Origin of the sequence: Micromonospora jinlongensis (assembly GCF_013410645.1) — a bacterium.
Lineage (GTDB): Bacteria > Actinomycetota > Actinomycetes > Mycobacteriales > Micromonosporaceae > Micromonospora > Micromonospora zamorensis.
Genome location: NZ_JACCHK010000001.1, coordinates 5,090,143 through 5,110,946, shown reverse-complemented (window position 1 = coordinate 5,110,946; position 20,804 = coordinate 5,090,143). Strand labels below are relative to the sequence as shown.

Sequence of the window (20,804 nt, the reverse complement as noted above, 5' to 3'; positions counted from 1 at the left end):
TCGTGGAAGTAGTGGCCTCGCGCGTCGGGCGAGGCCACTACTTCCTGGATCGAGCGCGATCTTGCCGGCCGCCGCCGGCGGGCGAGCAGGCTGGCGAGCGCGGGCGAGGCGGGGGTTGGGCTGGGGTTCGGTTAGCTGGCTTCGACGATCATGGCGGCACCCACCGTGCGGTTGGTGGTCTCGTCGATGATGACGAAGCCCCCGGTGGTGCGGTTACGCCGGTATTCGTCGGCCAGCAGCGGCACCGTCGTCCGCAGCCGCACCCGACCGATCTCGTTGAGCCGCAGCTCGTCGGCCGACTCGTCACGGTGCAGCGAGTTGATGTCCAACCGGTAGTGCAGCCCGCGAACGATGGCCCGCGCCGACCGGGTGGTGTGCTTGATCGCGTACCGGCCGCCGACCCGCAGGGGGGCCGTCTCGTCCATCCAGCAGACCATCGCCTCGATGTCCTGGGCCACCGCCGGCGCGTTGTTCGGGCGGCAGATCAGGTCACCCCGCGAGATGTCGATCTCGTCGGCCAGTCGTACCGTCACCGACATCGGCGGGAAGGCCTCCGCGACCGGCCCGTCGGCGGTCTCCACCGCGGCGATCCGGCTGGTGAAGCCGGACGGCAGCACCGTCACCTCGTCACCCGGCTTGAGCACGCCGGAGGCGACCTGACCGGCGTAGCCGCGGTAGTCGGTGACAGTTGTCGACTGCGGGCGGATCACGTACTGCACGGGGAACCGGACGTCGACCAGGTTGCGGTCGCTGGCGATGTGCACCCGCTCCAGGTGGTGCAGCAGCGACGGGCCTTCGTACCACGGCATGTTCTCCGAGCGGGCGACGATGTTGTCGCCGCGCAACGCGGAGATCGGCACCACGGTCAGGTCCGGTACGTCGAGCTTCGCGGCGAACGCGGTGAACTCGTCGGCGATCCGCTCGTAGACCTCCTGCGACCAGTCCACCAGGTCCATCTTGTTGACACAGAGGACCAGGTGCGGCACCCGCAGCAGCGAGCACAGGAACGCGTGCCGGCGGGACTGCTCGACCAGACCCTTGCGCGCGTCCACCAGGATCAACGCCAGGTCGGCCGTGGACGCCCCGGTGACCATGTTGCGGGTGTACTGGATGTGCCCCGGGGTGTCGGCGATGATGAACTTGCGGCGCGGGGTGGCGAAGTACCGGTACGCGACGTCGATCGTGATGCCCTGCTCCCGCTCGGCGCGCAGACCGTCGGTGAGCAGGGCCAGGTTGGTGTATTCGTCGCCGCGGGCCGCGCTGACCGCCTCCACCGCCGCCAACTGGTCGGTGAAGAGCGACTTGGTGTCGTAGAGCAGCCGGCCGATCAGGGTCGACTTCCCGTCGTCCACGCTGCCGGCGGTGGCGAACCGCAGCAGGTCCATAGCCCGGGCCTCCGGCCCGGCCCCGGTAACAGCCCGGGTCTCCGCATTCGCGGACGCCGCGATCTCGGTGCTCATCAGAAGTAGCCCTCCCGCTTGCGGTCCTCCATGGCGGCCTCGCTGACCCGGTCGTCACCACGGGTCGCGCCGCGCTCGGTGATCCGGGTGGCCGCCACCTCCTCGATGACCTTCTCCACGGTGTCCGCGTCGGAGCGGACCGCGGCGGTGCAGGAGGCGTCGCCCACGGTGCGATAGCGCACCTGCGCCTTGAACCGCTCCTCGCCCGCCCGGGGTCGGAAGAACTCGTTGACCGCGTAGAACATGCCGTCCCGCTCGATCACCTCACGCTCGTGCGCGTAGTAGATCGAGGGCAGCGGGATGCGTTCCCGGGCGATGTAGTGCCAGACGTCCAGCTCGGTCCAGTTGGACAGCGGGAAGATCCGGATCGACTCGCCAGGGTGGTGGCGGCCGTTGTACAGCGACCACAGCTCCGGTCGCTGGTTCTTCGGGTCCCACTGGCCGAACTCGTCGCGGAAGCTGAAGACCCGCTCCTTCGCCCGGGCCTTCTCCTCGTCGCGGCGGGCGCCACCGAACAGCGCGTCGAAGCGGTGCTTCTCCACCGCGTCGAGCAGCACCGGTGTCTGGATCCGGTTGCGCATGCCGTCGCCGGACTCGCGGACCATGCCGTTGGCCAGGGCCTCCGGCACGCTCGCGACCACGAGCTGCAACCCCAGCTCGGCTACCCGCTGGTCGCGGTATTCGAGGACCTCGGGGAAGTTGTGCCCGGTGTCGACGTGCATGACAGGGAAGGGGATGTTGGCCGGGGCGAACGCCTTCTGCGCCAGCCGCAGCATGACGATCGAGTCCTTGCCGCCGGAGAAGAGCAGCACCGGGCGTTCCATCTCGGCGACGACCTCGCGCATCACGAAGATGCTCTCCGCCTCCAGGGCGTCCAGGTGGGAGACCCGGTACGCCGCAGGGGTGGTCATGACGCCAGCTCGATTCGCTCGCTCATCCGATTTCCAGACCTTTCCGGTCGGGCATGTCAAGAAAGTGCGCTCAGGCTACCCGGAATGTCTCTGCAGCGCTGCAAGCAACCGGGTGGCGAGATCCTTGCGGCAGACCAGGAGGTCCGGCAGGCGCGGATCCGCCTCGTTGTATCTCAGCGCAGATCCGTCGATCCGGGAAGCGTGCAGTCCGGTGGCCGTCGCCACAGCCACCGGGGCAGCCGAGTCCCACTCGTACTGCCCACCGGCGTGGATGTACGCATCCACCTCGCCGGTGACGACGGCGGCGATCTTCGCTCCGGCCGAGCCCATCGGCACCAGGTGCGCCCCGACGTCCTCGGCCAGGTCGGTGAGGAAGACCGGCGGCCGGCTCCGGCTCGCCGCGAGGCGGATCTTCCGCTCGCCGGCTGTCGCCGCCTCCACCGTCATCGGCGGGTACGCCGGCGGGTAGTCCGTGCCCAGCACCCGGTGCTGGGCCGGCAGCCCGACGGCCCCGGCGACCAGCCCGTGCGGGCTCGGCGCGCGACGCGCCCAGAGCGCCACGTGCACCGCCCAGTCCGAGCGGCCCTCCTCGGAGAACTCCCGGGTGCCGTCCAACGGGTCGATGATCCACACCCGGTCCGCTGTCAACCGCGACACCGCTCCGGTGTTCACCTCCGCCGCCCAGGCCAACCGCGAGCCCTCGTCCTCCTCGGAGAGCACCGCGTCGCCCGGCCGCCACTTCGCCAGCTCCGTGCGGATCAGGTCGTGCGACACCTTGTCCCCGGCCGACTTCAGCGCGCCCGCGTCGGCGAAACCCATCTCCGTCCGCAGGTCGAGCAACGCCTGCCCGGCCCGGGACGCCAACCATCGGGCGAACGCGCCATCGATCATCGGAGGACTTGTCATCTGTCCGCTCCCGTCGCCTCGCCGCGACCCGTGCCCGCACGGACCGATTCGCCACGACCCGCGTCGACGGTCGCGACACGCCGAAAGGCGCAGACTACCGGCCCGCCGTTTCCGATCCGGTACGCCCCGCCCGGCTCAACTGCCGTGGTAGAGGTTCTGCGTCGGCTCCACGCCCTTGACGATCACCGACTCCACCACGTCGGCGGCCCGGTCCACCAGGAAATCGACTTCCTTGCGCTCCGCCGCGCCAAAATCCGACAGTACGTAATCCGCCGGATCCTGCCGCCCCGGCGGTCGACCGACGCCGAACCGCACCCGGGCGTAGTCCTTCGTGCCCAACGACTTCGACATCGAACGCAGGCCGTTGTGCCCGCCCTCACCGCCGCCGAACTTGATCCGCACCTGACCGAACTCGATGTCCAGCTCGTCATGCACCGCGATCACCTGCGTCGTCGGCACCTTGTAGAACTGGGCCAGAGCCGCCACCGGCCCACCCGACAGGTTCATGTACGTCAGTGGCTTGACCAGCACCAGCTTCGGTCCACCGAACCCCAGCCGCGCCTCGGCCACCTCGGCCACCGCCCGCTTGTGCCGCCCGAACCGCGCGCCGACTCGCCCGGCCAGCAGGTCAGCCACCATGAACCCGACGTTGTGCCGGTTCCCGGCGTACTCCCGACCGGGGTTGCCCAGGCCGACCACCAACCACGGCCACGCCTCGTCCGTCACGACCCTGTCCCTCCCGACGTCCATCGCACCGACTCCCGATACGCCGACAGGCGCCCCCGAACATCCGGGGACGCCTGTCGCACAGTACGAACCGATCAGGCCTCGGTGCGCGCCTCGGTGGTCTCGGCGCCCTCGGCGGCGGCAGCGGTGTCCGCGCCCTCGGAGCCCTCGGTGGTCTCGCCGACCTCGGCCTCGGCCTCGTCGGTGGCAACCTCGACCTCGGGCAGCGTCGCCTCGAGCTGCTCGGCGGTGGGGGCGGCGGTGATCGACGCGACGGTCAGCTCAGAGTCGACGGCCAGCTCGACGCCGGCCGGCAGCTCGACGTCACCGGCGGTCACCAGGGTGCCCGGCTCCAGGCCCTCGATCGACGCCTCGAGGTGGTCCGGAACCTTGGTGGCGTCGGCGGTCACCGAGAGGGTGTCGTGGTCGTGCACGATCAGGGTGTCCCGTGCGGCCTCGCCGGTCAGCTGGACCGGAACGTCGACGGTGACCTTCTCGCCCCGGCGAACCAGGATCAGGTCGACGTGCTCGAAGGTGTCGCGGATCGGGTCCCGCTGAATCGCCTTCGGCAGCGCGAGCACCTGGGTGCCGTCGGTGATGTCGATCGCGAAGAGCTGGTTGGCGCCGCCCTTGCGGATCGCGGCGGCGAACTCCCGGGACGGCAGCGCGATGTGCTTGGGCTTCTCGCCGTGGCCGTACAGCACGGCAGGCACCTTGCCGGCCCGGCGGGTACGGCGGGCACCACCCTTGCCGAACTCGGTGCGGGGCTCGGCGCTGATCTTTACCTCGGACACGGGGAAACTCCTGATGCTTTTCGCTGCGGCGGCTTGTCGTCTTGCGGTGCTGGGGCGAGGGGCTCGCTGGGGCTCATGCGTCATGAACGACTGCCCGGAGCACCGCGTCGATGACGGTGCCTCCGTGCGGCGCTTTTCAGCGGCCCGCCGGGCACCCTCGCCGTGGCAACCGCACCAGTCTACCCGAGCTGTTTCCAGGGTTTCCGGCAGTCCCCGTTCACGGCTCCAGACCGGCGCGCCGGTGGTGCTCCCACCAGCGCGCCGGCCCCGTTTCCACTAGTTTGACAGCCCCGCCTGCACCGACGCGGCGAGTGGCGGAAACGGGGCTCACCGACGCGCGATGCTCAGCTCAGGCCGCCGAAGAGGGTCGTCACCGAGCCGTCGTCGAAGACCTCCCGGATCGCCCGCGCCAGCAGCGGCGCGATCGACAGCACGGTCAGCTTGTCCAACTGCTTCTCCGGCGGAAGCGGCAGGGTGTTGGTCACCACGATCTCGCTGATCGAGCTGTTCTTCAGCCGCTCCGTGGCCGGGTCGGACAGCAGCGCGTGGGTGGACGCGACCACGATCTCCGCCGCCCCCGACTCCTTCAGGATGTCGGCGGCCTTGGCGATCGTGCCACCGGTGTCGATCATGTCGTCGACGATCAGGCAGACCCGGCCCTCCACCTCGCCGACCACCCGGTTCGCCACGACCTGGTTCGGCTTCATCGGGTCACGGGTCTTGTGGATGAACGCCAGCGGGCAACCGCCCAACCGGTCGGTCCACCGCTCGGCCACCCGCACCCGGCCCGAGTCCGGGGCCACCACGGTCATCGGCCGGCCGGCGTACTTGTGCTCCACGTACTCGGCCAGGATGTCCATGGCGAAGAGGTGGTCCACCGGGCCGTCGAAGAAGCCCTGGATCTGCGCGGTGTGCAGGTCGACGGTGAGGATGCGGTTCGCACCCGCGGTCTTCAGCAGGTCGGCCACCAGCCGGGCCGAGATCGGCTCCCGACCCCGGTGCTTCTTGTCCTGCCGTGCGTACGGGTAGAACGGCAGCACCACGGTGATCCGCTTGGCGGACCCCCGCTTCAGCGCGTCCACCATGATCAGGGTCTCCATGACCCAGGTGTTCACCCCGTGCGTGACGGACTGCACCACGAAGGCGTCCGAACCACGCACCGAGTCCTTGAACCGTACGAAGATCTCGCCGTTGGCGAACTCGTACGCGTCGGCCGGGGTCGGCGCGACGCCGAGCACCTCGCCGATCTCCTTGGCCAACTCCGGAAAGCCACGTCCGGAAAAGAGCATCAGGCTTTTGCGGTTTTCGGCGACGATGCTGCCCATGGGCCCGTCTGCTCCCGTTTTGTCGGCGGTACCCGACCCGGTGGTGGTGGGTCGGGGACTATTCGGTTGCAGTATCTCCCGAGCCGGATGCGCCGCCCACCGTCTCGGTCACCCCGTGGATTGCCTCACTGTCGCTTGCGGTGCCGGGTGCCTCCGACGCACCCTTCGCGTCGCCGGCCGGCTACGCACCCTTCGCATCGCCGTTCGGCTGTGCACCCTCCGCATCGCCGGCCGGCTGCGCACCCTTTGCGTCCTGGGCCCGCTGCGCCGCCTCGGCCGCAGCCGTGCCGGCGCGACGCTTCACGACCCAGCCCTCGATGTTGCGCTGACGTGCGCGGGCGACACCCATCGCGCCCGCCGGGACGTCGTCGACGATCACCGAGCCGGCGGCGGTGTACGCCCCGTCACCCACCTCGACCGGCGCCACGAACATGTTGTCCGCACCGGTGCGCGCGTGGCTGCCGATAACGGTGCGGTACTTGTTGACGCCGTCGTAGTTGACGAAGACCGACGCGGCGCCGATGTTGGTCTGCTCGCCGATCGTCGCGTCGCCCACGTAGGTCAGGTGCGGCACCTTCGAGCCGGCACCGATCTGCGAGTTCTTCACCTCGACGAACGTGCCGACCTTCGCCTTCTCGGCCAGCCGGGCCGCCGGCCGCAGGTACGCGTACGGCCCGACGCTGGCGCCCGCGCCGATCTCGGCGCCGACGGCGTGGCTGCGGACCACCGACGCGTCGGGGCCCACGATCGTGTCGACCAGCGTGACGTCCGGCCCGATCAACGCGCCCTCGCCGACCACCGTGCCGCCGCGCAGCTGGGTGTTCTGGTCGACCACCGCGTCGCGGTCCAGAGCCACCGTCACGTCGATCCAGGTGGTCGCGGGGTCGAGCAGGCTCACCCCGGTACGCATCCACGCCTCGTTGACCCGGTCGCGCAGCAGCCGGCGCAGCGTCGCCAGCTCCACCCGGTCGTTGCAGCCCAACGTCTCGACGTGGTCGTCGGCCACGTGCACCGCGACCGGCTCACCGGCCGAGCGGAGCAGACCGAAGACGTCGGTCAGGTACTCCTCGCCCTGGTCGTTGTCGGTGGAGAGCTTGCTCAGCGCCTCGCGCAGCCGTACCGCGTCGAACGCGTAGATGCCGGCGTTGATCTCCCGGATCGCACGCTGCGTCGCGTCGGCGTCGCGCTCCTCGACGATCTGCTCCAGGCGGCCGTCGGCGTCCCGGACGATCCGACCGAGCCCGGTCGGGTCGGGCACCTCGGCGGCCAGCACGGTGGCTGCCGCGGCGGCCTGCTCGTGCGCGGTCACCAGCGCGCCCACCGTCTCGGGTCGCAGCAGTGGCACGTCTCCGTTGATCACCACGACGGTGCCGGCGCCGTCCGGGACGGCGTCCAGGGCGATCCGCACGGCGTGCCCGGTCCCGAGTTGCTCGGCCTGGAGCACGGGCGTGGCGTCCGGGGCGACCTCGCTCAGGTGGGCCCGGACCTGGTCGGCGCCGTGCCCCACCACGACGACTGTGCGGTCCGCGGCCAGCGGCGCGGCGGCGCTCAGCACGTGACCGAGCAGCGTCCGGCCGAGCAGCGGGTGCAGCACCTTGGGCAGTGTCGACTTCATCCGCTTGCCCTCACCGGCGGCGAGAACGACGACGGTACGAAGGTGGGGCTGGGGCACGACGTGGCTCCCGTCGGGACGGCGGACACTCTCGCGGTCATGCTAACCGCGAGGCCCGGCCTGTCTTCCTCTTACCCCCACCGGCCCCTAAATAGGACGTAGATGGGCAGCTCGGCCGCCAGGGTTCGAACCTGAAATACGGGTACCAAAGACCCGGGTGTTGCCAATTACACCACGGCCGATCAGCGACGCGAGCACGTCGCATCGGGGGGATGAACATCCCGCCGCTACACCTTAGCGTCCCTGCCGTCGGACGCCATCGTTCATCCCGCCGCGGAGCGGGGGCGACGTGGGAGCTCGGGCGAGAGCCTGGGACGGGGCGCCCGATGATCAACCCGGTTCCCAGGATGTCGGGGAATCGCGGGTGCCGGGATACCGCGTTCTCAGCGAACGCGACGGACGACGCCGCCCTACTCGCCACGATGGCACCTGACCTGCGGCTATAGGCGGCCACGTGAGGGGATTTCGAACTTCCTCGTGCGATCTACGGTGCCGTAAGTTACGGTGACGTAGGCGTAGCTTTGTGATCGTAACCATCCCCCTGCGAGGTCCCATGTCCACTGCTCTGCTCGATCCCAACACCGCCGGATCCGGCCCCAAGCCACTCACCGACGGCAGCCAGTCCTCCGGCATCCTGGCCGCCCTCTGGGCTTTCGTGGTGATCCCCTTCGTCGCCCTGCTGGTCGCCGTGCCGGTGGCCTGGGGCGGCTGGCTGGGCTGGACCGACGTGGTCATCGGCCTGGTCTGGTATGTCGTCTCCGGGCTCGGCATCACCGTCGGCTTCCACCGCTACTTCACCCACGGCTCGTTCAAGGCCAAGCGGTGGCTGCGGGTGACGCTGGCGGTCGCGGGTTCCCTGGCAGTGCAGGGCGAGATCATCCAGTGGGTCGCCGACCACCGCCGACACCACGCGTTCTCCGACATGGAGGGCGACCCGCACTCGCCGTGGCGCTTCGGCACCAGCTTCTGGGCGTTGACCCGAGGCCTGTTCCACGCGCACGTGGGCTGGCTGTTCCGCCGGGAGCTGTCCAACCGTGCGCGCTTCGCTCCGGACCTCATCGCCGACCGCGACATCAGCCGGGTCGACCGGCTCTTCCCTGCGCTGGTGGCCGTCTCGCTGCTCGGCCCCGCGCTGATCGGCGGCCTGGTGACCTGGTCGTGGCAGGGCGCGCTGACCGCGTTCTTCTGGGCCGGGCTGGTCCGGATCGGTCTGCTGCACCACGTCACGTGGGCGATCAACTCGGTCTGCCACGTCTACGGCGAGCGCCCGTTCGCAATGCGTCAGGGCGACCGAGCGTCCAACTTCTGGCCGCTGGCGATCCTGTCGTTCGGCGAGAGCTGGCACAACCTGCACCACGCCGACCCGACCAGCGCCCGGCACGGTGTCCTGCGGGGTCAGGTGGACATCTCCGCCCGGGTCATCTGGCTGTTCGAGAAGGTCGGCGCCGCGACGCAGGTGCGCTGGCCAAAGCCGGAGCGCCTCGCCGCGAAGCTGGTGAAGCCGGTCGCACCCCGGTAAAACCGGGCGGTGCGCCGAGATGTCGCCTGGCAGGATGGCCGGGTGACCGAGCCACGCGGGGGGACCGGACGGCTCGGCAGACGGGGAGCCGGGCCCGATCCGGGTACGGTCGGACGGCGCGGCAGGGCGGTCGCACGCCCGACAGTGAGGCGACGACGTGAACGGGCACAGCGGAGGCACCATTCCACGGCAGGGCGTCACCGAGCGCCAGCGAGGCGGCGACATGCCCGAGGTCAGTGACGGCGATGCTGCCGGTGCCGGCGGCCGACGGGTGACGCCGCCGGCCCCGGCCCCGGCCGCGACAACCAAGGCCAAACCCACCTCCCGGGTCCGCATGTCGGCGGCCCAGCGGCGGGAGCAGTTGATCGCGACCGGCCGGCAGCTCTTCGCCGAGCGCGGGTTCGACGCCACCTCGATCGAGGAGGTGGCGGCCCGCGCCAAGGTCTCCAAGCCGGTGGTGTACGAGCACTTCGGCGGCAAGGAAGGCCTGTACGCGGTGGTGGTGGACCGCGAGGTCCGCGCCCTGCTGGACCGGATCACCACGGCGCTGACCGCCGGGCACCCCCGAGAGCTGCTGGAGCAGGCGGCGTTGGCCCTGCTGGGCTACATCGAGGAGGACGCCAGCGGCTTCCGGGTGTTGGTCCGCGAGTCGCCGCTGATGTCCGGCACTGCCAACTTCAGCAGCGTGATGAACGATGTGGCCCACCAGGTCGAGCACATCCTGGGCGCCGAGTTCAAGAGCCGCGGGTACGACCCGAAGCTCGCCGAGCTGTACTCGCAGGCGCTGGTCGGCATGGTGGCACTGACCGGGCGCTGGTGGCTGGAGGTCCGCAAGCCGCGCAAGGAGACGGTAGCGGCGCACCTGGTCAACCTGGCCTGGAACGGGTTGTCGCACCTGGAGGCGAAGCCGACGCTGATCACCAGCCGGCGCCACTGAGCCCAGGAACGACCGGTGCCACCGAGGCCGGTGAACGGCGGTGCCACTGCGCCCGATCAGCGGCGGTGCGCGTCGGCCACCGGGTGTTTGCGGCGCTCCAACTCCGCCTCTGCGTGCTCCGGTGGGCCGATCTTGTCGTAGAGGCCGGTGCCGAGCAGGATCAGGCCGAACAGCATCGACACCACCACTGTCGACATCGAGAAGTTGAGGAAGTTCGCCTCGGTCTGGAGCACGGACATCATCAGGATGCTGGTCACCAGGAACACGACACCGGCGATGAGGTTCATGTAGTGGCCGAGGTTGCTGCGCCGGGACGCCCCGATGATCAGGACGACACCGAAGATCACCGAGGCGAGCGAGAAGGCCAGGTTGGTCCGGAGTCCGAGGGCCCAGGTGCTGCTCCGGGCGAAGAGCGGGTCACCGATCGTCTCCGCGACGCCCCAGACGCCGAAGACCAGGATGTAGACGCCGATCAGACCGGACAGGACCCGGTAGAGCGGCCGTGCCGGATGGTTCACCGGAAAGTGCGGCATGCCGAGACCCCCTGAATCAACCGTTTCAGGAGGATTGTCGCCCAGGCAGAGCCGACTGTCCGGAAAACCACAATGGCGGAAGGTCCGCCGCAGACCGGACCAGGTCAGGTTTTCGCCGGAGCCCGAGCTGCGCAGGGATCAAGCCTGACCGCCCGGAGCAGCTCGGGCTCCGGCGAAAACCACCACCGCAACCAAGGAGGAACCTCAGAGAACGAGACGAGCCTTCTGGAACGCCTCCGCCTCATCCTCGGACCCGACCTTGCCGTACATGCCGACCATCAGCAGCACCAGGGAAGCCGACAGCACCACGATCACGGTGGTGATGCTGAAGTTGAAGATGTTGGCGTCGGTCCGGATGAACGCGAGACCGGCCAGGCCGATCACCATCAGGGCGTACGCCAGCCACTGGTTGATCGCCACGTCGATGTTGCGGCCGAGCGCCGTGCCGACCAGCACGACGATCCCGAACAGCACGCTGAGCAGCGAGAAGCCGAGGTTGGTGCCCTGACCGAGGACCCGGGTGTCGTCCTGGGCGAGGATCTCGTCGCCCATGCTCGCGATGATGCCGAGCACACCGAAGACCACCAGGTACAGACCGGTCAGCCCGCCGATCGCCCGGTAGATCGGCCGCGCGGGGTGGTTGACGGGGGTGTGTGCCATGTCTGTGTCTCCAACGCCGTGGGGTAGGTGTCGCCGACGATTGTCTCGCATGTGGCGGTGTGACGCCGCACACGGTCCTCGCCCGGCGTGCCTGGCCCGGTCAGCTCTCCGGCAGGTCCTCGGCGAGGGTCATCCAGCTCTCCTCGATCCGCTCCCGCTCGGCGCGCAGATCCTTGAGCTGGGTGTCCAACTCGGCCACCCGGGCATAGTCGGTGGCGTCCGCCGCCAGCTGACCGAGCAGCGTGGTCTCGCGCTGGTCGAGTTTGCCGAGCTGCCGTTCCAGCCGGCTCAGCTCCTTGCGGGCCTGGCGGACCTCGGCAGCGGACATGCCACCCGCGCTCGGGCCGGTGGGAGCGGCGGTCGGGTTCACGCCGACCCGGGGGGCGGAGCCGGCCCGCTCCGCGGTCCGGGCAAGGTACTCGTCCACCCCGCCCGGCAGGTGCACCAGGCGACCGTCGCCGAACATCCCGTACGCCGTGTCGGTGACCCGCTCGATCAGGTAGCGGTCGTGGCTCGCCACGATGATCGTGCCGGGCCACGAGTCGAGCAGGTCCTCCAGCGAGGCGAGGGTGTCGGTGTCGAGGTCGTTGGTGGGCTCGTCGAAGAGCAGCACGTTGGGCTCTCCGGCGAGCAGCCGCAGCATCTGCAACCGGCGGCGTTCCCCACCGGAGAGGTCACTGACCGGGGTCCAGAGTCGGCGGTCGTCGAAGCCGAACACCTCGGCGAGCTGCGCGGCGGAGACCTCCCGGTCACCGAGCTGGACCCGGCGGGCGACCTCCTCGACGGCTTCCAGCACCCGCAGGTGCCCGGGCAGCTCGGTGAGCTCCTGGGAGAGGAACGCGGGCCGCACGGTGGAGCCGGTGCCGAGGCGGCCGCCGTCGGGGCGGGTGATGCCGGCGAGCATCCGCAACAGCGTGGTCTTGCCGGCGCCGTTGGCGCCGAGGATGGCGATCCGGTCACCGGGGCCGACCAGCCAGGTGACGTCGCGCAGGATCTCCTTGGGGCCGGCGTGCAGCTCGACGTTCTCCAGGTCGTACACCTGCTTGCCGAGCCGTGAGGTGGCCATGCGCTGCAGGGACATGGTGTCCCGCGCTGGCGGCACGTCGGCGATCAACGCGTTCGCGGCGTCGATGCGGAACTGGGGCTTGGACGTCCGGGCCGGCGGGCCACGGCGCAGCCAGGCGATCTCCTTGCGGAGCAGGTTCTGCCGGCGGGCCTCGGTGGCGGCGGCGACGCGCTCGCGCTCGGCGCGGGCGAGGGTCCACGCGGCGAACCCACCCTCGTAGGCGCGAACGGTCTGGTCGGCGACCTCCCAGGTGGTGGTGCAGACCGCGTCGAGGAACCACCGGTCGTGGGTGACCACGACCAGGGCGCCCTTGCGGCCGACCAGGTGCCGGGCCAGCCAGTCGACACCGCCGACGTCGAGGTGGTTGGTGGGCTCGTCGAGGATGAGCAGGTCGGAGTCGCGGACGAGCAGCGCGGCGAGCGCCACCCGGCGGCGTTCGCCACCGGACATCGGGCCGACCGGCTGGTCGAGGCCGAGGTGCGGCATGCCGAGGCCGTCGAGGATGCCGCGGACGCCGGCGTCGCCGGCCCACTCGTGCTCGGCGCCCATGCCCTCGTTGAGCCAGGCGGTGCCGAGCACGACGTCCCGGACGGTGGCGTCGGGGGCGAGCGTGAGCTGCTGCGGCAGCCAGAGCGCGCGCAGGTCGCGGCGGTGCGTCACCCGGCCGTCGTCGGGGTCCTCCTGCTTGGTGAGCAGCCGCAGCAGGGTGGACTTGCCGGCGCCGTTGAGGCCGACCACGCCGATCCGGTCGGCGTCGTCCAGACCGAGCGAGACGTCCGTGAGCAGCCGCCCGGCGGCGCCGTACCCCTTGGACACCCGGTCCAGATTGACGATGTTCGCCACGTTCCACCCTTCATGATCAAGGCGTCCCGGTGCCGGCGGGCACCTGGACGCCTGCCTCAAGGGTACGCGGACGCCCCGGACGCCCGCGCCGCGCGCCCGCAGGCCGGGTGGGACGACCCGTCAGCCGATGCGGGCGCCGGCGACCGGCCCGTGCGCGACCCGCGCCTCCCGGCACACACCCGCGGCGTTCAGCTCGGCGGCGATCCGCTCCGCGTCGGCCGCGTCGGCGGTGAGGAACACGCAGGTCGGGCCGGAGCCGGAGACGATCCCGGTGAGCGCGCCGGCCGCCTCGCCGGCCTTGAGGGTGTCGGCCAGCGCCGGGCGCATGGCCAGGGCGGCGTCCTGAAGATCGTTGCCGAGCGTCCGGGCGAGCACCCGGGGGTCGCGCTGACGCAGCGCGCCCAGCAACGCGTCGGTGGAGCCCAGCGGGGCGCCGGCGGCGCCGGAGTCGCGCAGCCGGTCCAACTCGCGGTACGCGGCCGGAGTGGAGAGGCCCCCGTCGGCGATCGCCACCACCCAGTGCCAGGAGGTCGGGCGGGCCAGCACGGGGCTGATCGCCTCGCCCCGGCCGGTGCCCAGCGCGGTGCCACCGTAGATCAGGAACGGCACGTCGGAGCCGAGGTCGACGGCGATCCCGGCCAGCTCGTCGCGGGACAGCCCGGTGCCCCAGAGCGCGTCGCAGGCCACCAGAGCGGCAGCGGCGTCGGCGCTGCCGCCGGCCAGCCCACCGGCGAGCGGGATCTGCTTGCGCAGGTGCAGCCGGGCGTGTGGCAGCACGCCCGCGTACCCGGCGAGGGCGTGCGCGGCGCGGATCACCAGGTTGGTGTCGTCCAGGGCCAGCTCGCCGGTGCCCTCACCCTCCATGGTCAGGGCGAGGGTGTCACCCCGACGGGCCGTCAGCTCGTCGTAGATCGAGATGGCGTGGTAGATCGTGTTCAGCTCGTGGTAGCCGTCGCGGCGCAACGGGCCCACCCCGAGGTGCAGATTGACCTTCGCGGGCACCCGGACCTTCACCGGCCCGATGGACCCGCGTCGCTCGTCCTCGCCGTCCGGTCGCCAGGCCTCGGTCACGGGGTGAGGTCCCGCACGCGCAGGCGGATGTCGAAGGGGTTGGCCACAATCTGCTCCTCGGCGTCCTCGGCGGGCACGGGCGTCAGCCTACTTCGCGGCCGGCGTACCGACCGGAGCCGACGCGGCGATGGCGGCGAACTGCTCGACGGTCAGTGACTCCCCCCGGGCGCCGGGGTCGACGCCGGCCGCGGTGAGCGCGGCGGCGGCCCGGTCCGCGCTACCGGCCCAACCGGCGAGCGCGGCGCGCAGCGTCTTGCGCCGCTGCGCGAACGCCGCGTCGACCACGGCGAAGACCCTTTCCCGGGGTACGTCGGTTCGGGGCGGTTCGTGGCAGGTGAAGGCGACCAGACCGGAGTCGACGTTGGGCACCGGCCAGAACACGTTCGGCGGCACCTTGCCGGCGCCCCGGGCGTGGGCGTACCAGGCGAGCTTGACCGACGGGATGCCGTACACCTTGGAGCCGGGACCGGCGACCAGCCGGTCGGCGACCTCCTTCTGCACCATGACCAGGCCGTGCCGCAGGGTGGGCAGCACGGCGAGCAGGTGCAGCACCACGGGCACGGCCACGTTGTAGGGCAGGTTCGCGACCAGCGCGGTCGGCGGTGGGTCGGCCAGCTCGGCGGCGTCGATGCGCAGGGCGTCCGCGCGGTGCACGGTGAGCCGGTCGGCGTCCGCCCCGGCGTGCCGCGCGGCGGTCTCCGGCAGCGCCCCGGCGAGCACCGGATCGATCTCCACGGCGTGCACGTGCCCGGCGACCGGCAGCAGCCCCAGGGTCAGCGAGCCGAGGCCGGGGCCGACCTCCAGGGCCACGTCGTCGGGGGTGAGCCCGGCGGCGGTGACGATCCGGCGCACGGTGTTCGGGTCGTGCACGAAGTTCTGGCCCAGCTTCTTGGTGGGCGCGACGCCCAGCCGGGCGGCGAGTTCCCGGATCTCCGCCGGGCCGAGGAGACCGGTCATGCCTGGCAGCGTAGCGGCGACGTCGGGGCCGACCGTCGGCCCGGGCTCACCACGGCCCGAAGGCACGGTCGCCGGTGGCGGAGATGGCCGCGCACAGCTCGTCCAGGTCACTGCCGGTGGTCGCGGCGAGCGCGCGGACGGTCAGCGGGATCAGGTACGAGGCGTTCGGCCGGCCGCGGTGCGGCGTCGGGGTGAGGTACGGGGCGTCGGTCTCCACCAGGATCTGGTCGACCGGGGTGAGCGCGGCGGCCTCGCGCAGCGCGGTGGCGCTGCCGAAGGTCACGGTGCCGGCGAAGCTGAGCAGGTAGCCTCGGCGGACGCACTCGCGGGCGAAGTCGGCGTCACCGGAGAAGCAGTGCAGCACCACCCGGTCGGGAGCGCCCTCGTCGTCGAGGATCCGCAGCACGTCCGCGTGCGCGTCCCGGTCGTGGATGACCAACGCCTTGCCATACCGCTTGGCGATGGCGATGTGCGCCCGGAAGCTCTCCTCCTGCGCGGCACGCCCCTCGTCGCCGGTCCGGAAGAAGTCCATCCCGGTCTCGCCGATCCCCCGGACCCGGTCGCGGGCGGCCAGCGACTCGATCTGCCGCAACGCCTCGTCGAGGTCGGCGAGGCGGGGCGCCTCGTTGGGGTGCAGCGCGACGGTGGCCAGCACCGCGGGATACCGGTCGGCGGTGTCCGCGCCCCACCGGGAGGAGGCGACGTCCACGCCCACCTGGACCAGCCGGTCCACGCCGACCTTGGTGGCCAGCGCGATCGCCGTGCCCACCGGGTCGTCGGATGGCCCGCCGCCGGGCACGCCGGCCTCGCTGACGGTGATGTCCAGGTGGGTGTGGCTGTCCAGCACCGGCCGGGGCAGCGGCTCAGGGGCGGGCGGAAACTCTCCGGCCCGCCGGGCGGCACGCTCTCGGCGGGATTCAGTGGGCTCGCTCATCAGCGACAGCATCACACACCGGGCCTGGCCATCTGCCCGCCACCCGACGTTCACCTCGACTACGCCGCGCGACTCTACCGTCGCCGGGTGAGCGAGCTCAGCAGTCCCGCCAGTGAGCGCACCGGGCTGCGCGTGGCGTTCGGCGGCGGCGTGTACCCGGCCGAGGAGATCGCCCGGGGCGCCGCGTACGAGCTGTTCAGCGCCGAGGAGGTGGCCGGCTTCGAGCGGGCGCCCCGACCGGGCAGCGCCCTGCCGTGGCGCCGGTTCGTGCACGTCACCGAGGCGAGCGCGGTGCACGGGGCGACCGAGCCGGCCGAGGAGCCGGAGACACCGCTGATGATGCCGGCGCACCGGGAACGCGGCTGGACGCACGTACACCAGCTCAGCCAGCAGCCCTCCGCGGCGGGCGACCCCGTCCTGACCGCGGTGCGTGCCTCGGCGGTGGTGCGGCGGGGCACCAGGATGGTGAAGGTGCTCTCCGCCCGGCAGCTCGCCGGGTACGTGCGGGGCTGGCTGCCGCACGGCTTCTGTTACCGCGAGCACGACGTGGCGCACCTGCGTACGCCGACGGCGACCACGGTGTTGCGCACCGACGGCGACGTCGGGCGGGACGGTTCGGACGTGGCGTACGCGCTGCGCTGGCGGGCCGCCGACCCGGGCGACTACGACGTGCCGGTGGGCGAGGCGCACCGGGGGCTGACGGCGCTGGCGTCCCGGGACCGGCTGGGCCCACCGGTGCTGGGCACCGGTTTCGTGCCGAGCAACGGCCAGCTCATCCCCGAGTTCATCACCCGGGACTTCGCCGACCTGCCGATGCCGGCGAACGCCACCCTTCTCGCCTACCCCGCCGAGGGGGTGGAGGTGGTGCTCTACAGCTACCAGGCCGAGCAGCGCGCATGGCTGCGGATGGTGGGCCCGCAGTGGCGGCACCTGCTCGCCGCGGTGCCGGGCCTCTCCCCCGACCAGGAGTACGTGCCGACCGGCGACGCCCCGCGCTCCACCCAGTTGGTGGGCCTCTACGGCGACACGGAGTACGAGGCGGTGGCCGACCTGCCCGGCGGGTTCCGGGTGTTGGCCATGACCAGGGCGGCCCGCTACCCGGTGGACGCGGTGGCCCGCCGGCTCCGGTTCGCCCAGTGGCGGGGCGTGCCGTGCCTGGTGCTGCGCGAGGAGGCCGGCTGGTTGCGGCTGCGGCTGCGCTTCCCGGACCCGGACACCGTGGTCGCCACCGGCGCGCAGTGTCACGACCGAGGCATCTACGAGACCTGGGCACCGGGCGCCGAGGTGAGCGACGACCAGGTGATGGACACCCGTTACGTGATGTGACGCCCCCCCGGCGGCCGGATGCCCTGCCGCCGGGGGCGGCGTGCGTTCAGTCGGCCAGTCGGGCCAGCTCCTCGTCGACGATCGACGGGTCGAGCTTGCGGAACACCGGCTTCGGCGCCGCCAGCGGCCGGCCCGCCTCGATCGACACCGACTCCCAGCGCGCGCCGACGGTGTAGTCCCCGGTGAGCACCGGGTACGACGGACCGCCGTCCAGGTCGTCGACCTGCTCGATGACGGGCATCGGCGCGTGCACACCGGTGCCGCCGAGCAGCTCGTGCACCTGCTGAGCCGAGTGCGGCAGGAACGGGGTGAGCAGCGTGTTCGCGTCGCTGATCACCTGGAGGGCGACGTGCAGGATGGTGCCCATCCGGGGCTTGTCCGCCTCGCCCTTGAGCTTCCACGGGGCCTGCTCGGACAGGTACCTGTTGGCCTCGGCGACCACCCGCATGGCCTCACCGATGGCCTGCTTCTGGCGGTGCCGACCGATCAGGTCGCCCACTGTGGTGAAGCCGGCCCGAGCGGTCGCGAGCAGTGCCTCGTCGGCCTCGGTGAGCCCGGCCGGGTCGACCGGCGGGATCTCGCCGAAGTTCTTCGCCGCCATCGAGACGCACCGGTTGACCAGGTTGCCCCAGCCGGCGACCAGCTCGTCGTTGTTGCGGCGGAGGAACTCGGCCCAGGTGAAGTCGGTGTCGTTGCTCTCCGGGCCGGCGGCGGCGATGAAGTATCGCAGCGCGTCGGCGTCGTAGCGCTCCAGGAAGTCACGAACGTAAATGACCACCTTGCGGGACGAGGAGAACTTGCGCCCCTCCATGGTCAGGTATTCGCTCGACACCACCTCGGTGGGCAGGTTGAGCCGACCCAGCTCGCCCGGCGCACCGTCGCGGGAGCCCTCACCGGAGTATCCGGAGAGCAGCGCCGGCCAGATGACCGAGTGGAAGACGATGTTGTCCTTGCCCATGAAGTAGTAGGACCGGGCGTCCTTGCCCTCACCGTCGGCGGACCAGTACTGCCGCCACGCCTCCGGGTCGCCGGAGCGGCGAGCCCACTCGATCGAGGCGGACAGATAGCCGATCACCGCGTCGAACCACACGTAGATCCGCTTGTCCGGCCGGTCCCGCCAGCCGTCCAGCGGGATCGGCACGCCCCACTCCAGGTCACGGGTGATCGCCCGGGGCTGGAGGTCGTCGAGCAGGTTGCGGGAGAACCGCAGCACGTTGGGCCGCCACCCCTCCCGGGTGTCCAGCCACTGCCGCAGCACCTCGGCCAGCGCGGGCAGGTCCAGGAAGAAGTGCTCGGTCTCGACGAACTTCGGGGTCTCCCCGTTGATTCGTGACTTCGGGTCGATCAGGTCGATCGGGTCGAGCTGGTTGCCGCAGTTGTCGCACTGGTCGCCCCGGGCGCTGTCGTACCCGCAGATCGGGCAGGTGCCCTCGATGTAACGGTCGGGCAGGGTGCGGCCGGTGGACGGGGAGATGGCGCCCATGGTGGTCTTGGGCACGATGTAGCCGTTGCGGTACATCCCCTCGAACAACTCCTGCACCACCGCGTAGTGGTTGCGGGTGGTGGTGCGGGTGAACAGGTCGTAGGAGAGGCCGAGACCGTGCAGGTCCTCGACGATCACCCTGTTGTACCGGTCGGCCAGCTCGCGCGGGGTCACCCCGTCGGCGTCGGCCTGCACCTGGATCGGGGTGCCGTGCTCGTCGGTGCCCGAGACCATGAGCACGTCGTGGCCGGCCATCCGCATGTACCGGGCGAAGACGTCGGAGGGAACGCCGAAACCGGAGACGTGGCCGATGTGGCGGGGGCCGTTGGCGTACGGCCAGGCCACTGCCGCGAGAACGTGACTCATGAGCAGCAAGCCTAGTGACCCGCCCGGGGCGCCCGCGAACCAATGGGGGGTGCCGGGCCGGCGGACCGGGCGGACCACCTCCACCATTGGTCCGATTTGTCGCCGACACGCGGTCGAGCTGCCCGTTCCGCCTCCCGGACGGGTGTGCAATGAACGTCGTGACTGGCAGACGAGCGGCACGGGACCACGAGGACCGTCGCACCGGCCCGACGGTCGACGACGACAGTGGCCCCGACCCCGCCTCGCCCCGCAGTGCCGGGGTCGCGCCCCAGCCCCGATTGGTGCCCGGAGCCGACCCGGGTTCCGCGTCGCGCCCCAGTCCCAGCCCGCGACCGAGCCCCGCCCCACGGCCCGGGGCCGACCGACACGAGGAGCCGCAGGCCACGTCGTCGGGGCAGGCGGTCACGTCGGGGCGGGAGGAGGCTGCGGAGCTCGCCGTCACCCCGGCCCGGCCCACGCCGGGCGCGCCGGTACCCACCCCGGCCCGGCCGACCCCGCCGGCACCCGTACCGAGCCCGGCCCGACCCGGCTCACCGGGCCCCCCGGTCGGCTCGGCACCCGCCGCCACGGAGGCCGTCGAGATGGAACCCACCACCGGCGCGCCGGTGGACGCGGTGCCGCGTCGAGTGCCCGTCCGCCAGCAGAGCCGCCTGCAACGGGAGGGCCGGTCCGACGGTGACACGCCGGACGACGATTCTGCCTTCTGGGCGCCGATCGAGGAGGTGCACTGGGACGGCACCCCGGTGCGGGAGGACCCGGAGCCGTCCCGGGACCGCGGCTTTCGCCCGGTGGGCCGCCGGGCACCGAGCCGTACGGCCCGACCGCCCGATCCGCTGCCCGGGCTCGCCGCGCTGGTGACGCTGAGCCTGGTGGCGGCCTTCTTCGCCTGGGTCAGCGCCGGCCCGTTCTGGCTCGCCGTCGGGCACGCCCGGGTGGGCACTGTGATGCTCGACGGCTGCACCGGTGACGGCCTCACCCAACGGTGTCGGGGCACGTTCACGGCCGACGACGGGCGGTTCATCGCGCACGGCGTACGGGTCAGCGGCGTACCCGCCGGGGAGAACGCGAGCGGTACACCGGTGCCGGCACGGATGACCGGTCCGGACGCCGGCACCGCGTACGCGGACACCGGAGTGGGCCGACACCTTCGCTGGCTGCCCGGTCTGCTGGTGGTGCTGGCCTGCACGGCCGGCATCGTCCGGTGGACCGGGTCGGCGCGGCTGCCCGGCCGTCGGCACCGCCGCTGGGCCGTCACCGCGGCCATCGCCGGCCCCGTGCTGATCACCGTCGGCTTCCTGGCCTCCGCCTGGTGAAC

The 20,804-nt window shown here is 71.6% G+C and carries 17 protein-coding genes, 1 tRNA gene and 1 pseudogene; 4 read left to right on the top strand and 15 right to left on the bottom strand.

What is annotated here, in order from left to right; genetic code table 11:
- Window positions 1-131 precede the first annotated feature (131 nt).
- The 8 genes and pseudogenes from HNR22_RS22985 to HNR22_RS22950 form a co-directional block, all read right to left on the bottom strand.
- Window positions 132-1,460: a sulfate adenylyltransferase subunit 1 gene (locus tag HNR22_RS22985; RefSeq protein WP_425488072.1), complete on the bottom strand. Its 1,329-nt coding sequence runs from the start codon at window positions 1,458-1,460 to the stop codon at window positions 132-134.
- Complete coding sequence (gene cysD / locus HNR22_RS22980) at window positions 1,460-2,371, bottom strand: sulfate adenylyltransferase subunit CysD (protein ID WP_179782077.1); 912 nt, start codon at window positions 2,369-2,371, stop codon at window positions 1,460-1,462. The genes HNR22_RS22985 and cysD overlap by 1 nt, the downstream gene beginning before the upstream one ends.
- A gap of 75 nt (window positions 2,372-2,446) precedes the next feature.
- A complete protein-coding gene (locus tag HNR22_RS22975) occupies window positions 2,447-3,277 on the bottom strand; it encodes an inositol monophosphatase family protein (RefSeq protein WP_099850392.1) in 831 nt (276 codons plus the stop codon).
- A gap of 135 nt (window positions 3,278-3,412) precedes the next feature.
- Window positions 3,413-4,027 carry an aminoacyl-tRNA hydrolase gene (pth, locus tag HNR22_RS22970; protein ID WP_218906615.1) on the bottom strand — a complete coding sequence of 205 codons (615 nt, stop codon included), beginning with the start codon at window positions 4,025-4,027 and terminating at the stop codon, window positions 3,413-3,415.
- Between the two features lie 71 nt (window positions 4,028-4,098).
- On the bottom strand, window positions 4,099-4,797 hold the full coding sequence (locus tag HNR22_RS22965; RefSeq protein ID WP_179782075.1) for a 50S ribosomal protein L25/general stress protein Ctc: 699 nt from the start codon (window positions 4,795-4,797) through the stop codon (window positions 4,099-4,101).
- A gap of 344 nt (window positions 4,798-5,141) precedes the next feature.
- A complete protein-coding gene (locus HNR22_RS22960; RefSeq protein WP_030329105.1) occupies window positions 5,142-6,122 on the bottom strand; it encodes a ribose-phosphate diphosphokinase in 981 nt (326 codons plus the stop codon).
- Between the two features lie 58 nt (window positions 6,123-6,180).
- Window positions 6,181-7,794, bottom strand: a pseudogene (glmU, locus tag HNR22_RS22955) (bifunctional UDP-N-acetylglucosamine diphosphorylase/glucosamine-1-phosphate N-acetyltransferase GlmU).
- A gap of 110 nt (window positions 7,795-7,904) precedes the next feature.
- Window positions 7,905-7,976: transfer RNA gene (locus tag HNR22_RS22950), tRNA-Gln, on the bottom strand.
- Window positions 7,977-8,347: 371 nt separating this feature from the next.
- On the opposite strand from HNR22_RS22950, the gene HNR22_RS22945 reads away from it, so the two are divergent.
- Window positions 8,348-9,313 (top strand): acyl-CoA desaturase, encoded by a 966-nt coding sequence (locus tag HNR22_RS22945; RefSeq protein WP_179782074.1) that lies wholly within the window; start codon window positions 8,348-8,350, stop codon window positions 9,311-9,313.
- A gap of 223 nt (window positions 9,314-9,536) precedes the next feature.
- On the top strand, window positions 9,537-10,250 hold the full coding sequence (locus tag HNR22_RS22940; RefSeq protein WP_218908216.1) for a TetR/AcrR family transcriptional regulator: 714 nt from the start codon (window positions 9,537-9,539) through the stop codon (window positions 10,248-10,250).
- Between the two features lie 56 nt (window positions 10,251-10,306).
- Here the strand turns inward: HNR22_RS22940 and HNR22_RS22935 are convergent, their stop codons facing one another.
- From HNR22_RS22935 to HNR22_RS22910, 6 genes are all read right to left on the bottom strand, one after another.
- Window positions 10,307-10,783 carry a DUF4383 domain-containing protein gene (locus HNR22_RS22935; RefSeq protein ID WP_179782073.1) on the bottom strand — a complete coding sequence of 159 codons (477 nt, stop codon included), beginning with the start codon at window positions 10,781-10,783 and terminating at the stop codon, window positions 10,307-10,309.
- A 204-nt stretch (window positions 10,784-10,987) separates the two neighbouring features.
- Window positions 10,988-11,443, bottom strand: coding sequence for a DUF4383 domain-containing protein (locus HNR22_RS22930; protein ID WP_179782072.1), 456 nt, complete (start codon window positions 11,441-11,443; stop codon window positions 10,988-10,990).
- A 100-nt stretch (window positions 11,444-11,543) separates the two neighbouring features.
- Window positions 11,544-13,352 (bottom strand): ABC-F family ATP-binding cassette domain-containing protein, encoded by a 1,809-nt coding sequence (locus HNR22_RS22925; RefSeq protein WP_088951421.1) that lies wholly within the window; start codon window positions 13,350-13,352, stop codon window positions 11,544-11,546.
- Window positions 13,353-13,472: 120 nt separating this feature from the next.
- Window positions 13,473-14,423 carry a 4-(cytidine 5'-diphospho)-2-C-methyl-D-erythritol kinase gene (locus tag HNR22_RS22920; protein WP_179782071.1) on the bottom strand — a complete coding sequence of 317 codons (951 nt, stop codon included), beginning with the start codon at window positions 14,421-14,423 and terminating at the stop codon, window positions 13,473-13,475.
- Between the two features lie 87 nt (window positions 14,424-14,510).
- Window positions 14,511-15,380 carry a 16S rRNA (adenine(1518)-N(6)/adenine(1519)-N(6))-dimethyltransferase RsmA gene (gene rsmA / locus HNR22_RS22915; RefSeq protein WP_179782070.1) on the bottom strand — a complete coding sequence of 290 codons (870 nt, stop codon included), beginning with the start codon at window positions 15,378-15,380 and terminating at the stop codon, window positions 14,511-14,513.
- Between the two features lie 46 nt (window positions 15,381-15,426).
- A complete protein-coding gene (locus tag HNR22_RS22910) occupies window positions 15,427-16,326 on the bottom strand; it encodes a TatD family hydrolase (protein ID WP_179782069.1) in 900 nt (299 codons plus the stop codon).
- 75 nt (window positions 16,327-16,401) lie between these two features.
- On the opposite strand from HNR22_RS22910, the gene HNR22_RS22905 reads away from it, so the two are divergent.
- Window positions 16,402-17,640: a hypothetical protein gene (locus HNR22_RS22905; protein WP_179782068.1), complete on the top strand. Its 1,239-nt coding sequence runs from the start codon at window positions 16,402-16,404 to the stop codon at window positions 17,638-17,640.
- A gap of 46 nt (window positions 17,641-17,686) precedes the next feature.
- Here HNR22_RS22905 and metG read toward each other — a convergent pair whose 3' ends face one another.
- Window positions 17,687-19,489, bottom strand: coding sequence for a methionine--tRNA ligase (gene metG / locus HNR22_RS22900; RefSeq protein WP_179782067.1), 1,803 nt, complete (start codon window positions 19,487-19,489; stop codon window positions 17,687-17,689).
- Between the two features lie 581 nt (window positions 19,490-20,070).
- Between metG and HNR22_RS22895 the strand changes: the two genes are divergently transcribed.
- Window positions 20,071-20,802: a hypothetical protein gene (locus HNR22_RS22895; RefSeq protein ID WP_179782066.1), complete on the top strand. Its 732-nt coding sequence runs from the start codon at window positions 20,071-20,073 to the stop codon at window positions 20,800-20,802.
- The last annotated feature ends 2 nt before the right edge of the window (window positions 20,803-20,804 follow it).

What these genes read in the sequence shown, in the direction of transcription:
- cysD (WP_179782077.1), bottom strand. Translation starts at nt 2,371, where the DNA reads ATGACCACCCCTGCGGCGTACCGGGTCTCCCACCTGGACGCCCTGGAG.
- metG (WP_179782067.1), bottom strand. Translation starts at nt 19,489, where the DNA reads ATGAGTCACGTTCTCGCGGCAGTGGCCTGGCCGTACGCCAACGGCCCC.
- HNR22_RS22910 (WP_179782069.1), bottom strand. Translation starts at nt 16,326, where the DNA reads ATGCTGTCGCTGATGAGCGAGCCCACTGAATCCCGCCGAGAGCGTGCC.
- pth (WP_218906615.1), bottom strand. Translation starts at nt 4,027, where the DNA reads ATGGACGTCGGGAGGGACAGGGTCGTGACGGACGAGGCGTGGCCGTGG.
- HNR22_RS22985 (WP_425488072.1), bottom strand. Translation starts at nt 1,460, where the DNA reads ATGAGCACCGAGATCGCGGCGTCCGCGAATGCGGAGACCCGGGCTGTT.
- HNR22_RS22930 (WP_179782072.1), bottom strand. Translation starts at nt 11,443, where the DNA reads ATGGCACACACCCCCGTCAACCACCCCGCGCGGCCGATCTACCGGGCG.
- HNR22_RS22935 (WP_179782073.1), bottom strand. Translation starts at nt 10,783, where the DNA reads ATGCCGCACTTTCCGGTGAACCATCCGGCACGGCCGCTCTACCGGGTC.
- HNR22_RS22945 (WP_179782074.1), top strand. Translation starts at nt 8,348, where the DNA reads ATGTCCACTGCTCTGCTCGATCCCAACACCGCCGGATCCGGCCCCAAG.
- HNR22_RS22895 (WP_179782066.1), top strand. Translation starts at nt 20,071, where the DNA reads ATGGAACCCACCACCGGCGCGCCGGTGGACGCGGTGCCGCGTCGAGTG.
- HNR22_RS22975 (WP_099850392.1), bottom strand. Translation starts at nt 3,277, where the DNA reads ATGACAAGTCCTCCGATGATCGATGGCGCGTTCGCCCGATGGTTGGCG.
- HNR22_RS22960 (WP_030329105.1), bottom strand. Translation starts at nt 6,122, where the DNA reads ATGGGCAGCATCGTCGCCGAAAACCGCAAAAGCCTGATGCTCTTTTCC.
- rsmA (WP_179782070.1), bottom strand. Translation starts at nt 15,380, where the DNA reads ATGACCGGTCTCCTCGGCCCGGCGGAGATCCGGGAACTCGCCGCCCGG.
- HNR22_RS22940 (WP_218908216.1), top strand. Translation starts at nt 9,537, where the DNA reads ATGCCCGAGGTCAGTGACGGCGATGCTGCCGGTGCCGGCGGCCGACGG.